Annotated in this window: 1 protein-coding gene; it reads left to right on the top strand. The window is 34.3% G+C overall.

Annotation, left to right across the window (positions count from 1 at the left end; translation table 11 throughout):
* Positions 1–73 precede the first annotated feature (73 nt).
* Positions 74–238, top strand: a complete 165-nt coding sequence (locus R0J87_RS18955) for a hypothetical protein (protein WP_340960944.1) — start codon at positions 74–76, stop codon at positions 236–238.
* Positions 239–353 lie beyond the last annotated feature (115 nt).

Raw genomic sequence — 353 nt, 5'->3', positions numbered from 1 at the left:
AGACAGCTGGACGTACCATATTCCCTTGCATTAAGGAGGAGAAGATAGACTGAGAGAACGGGATAAAGCTAAGATGGAAGATGATCTGGAGACAGTACATAACAACCTGGATTATATACACACTACTCTGGAAGAGGATGCAGCAATTGATGATGAAACATGGAAATTAATTGAGCCGAGAATTACTAAGTCATGGGTATTATTAGAGGAAATCAAGAAGAACTTAGGATCTGAATAAATTGAAAATAACATATAAAAAGTATTGATTAAAATACAAATTACATATATTATAGAGTTACAGTTAAAGAGGAGGTGAGCATATGAAGCTATTGAAAGTAAGTAAAACAGCTGCT

Origin of the sequence: Halomonas sp. SIMBA_159, from assembly GCF_046536035.1 — a bacterium.
GTDB classification, from domain to species: Bacteria; Pseudomonadota; Gammaproteobacteria; order Pseudomonadales; family Halomonadaceae; genus Vreelandella; species Vreelandella venusta_A.
Note: the sequence above shows the minus strand (reverse complement) of the source record. Positions and strands in the feature narration are given on the sequence as shown.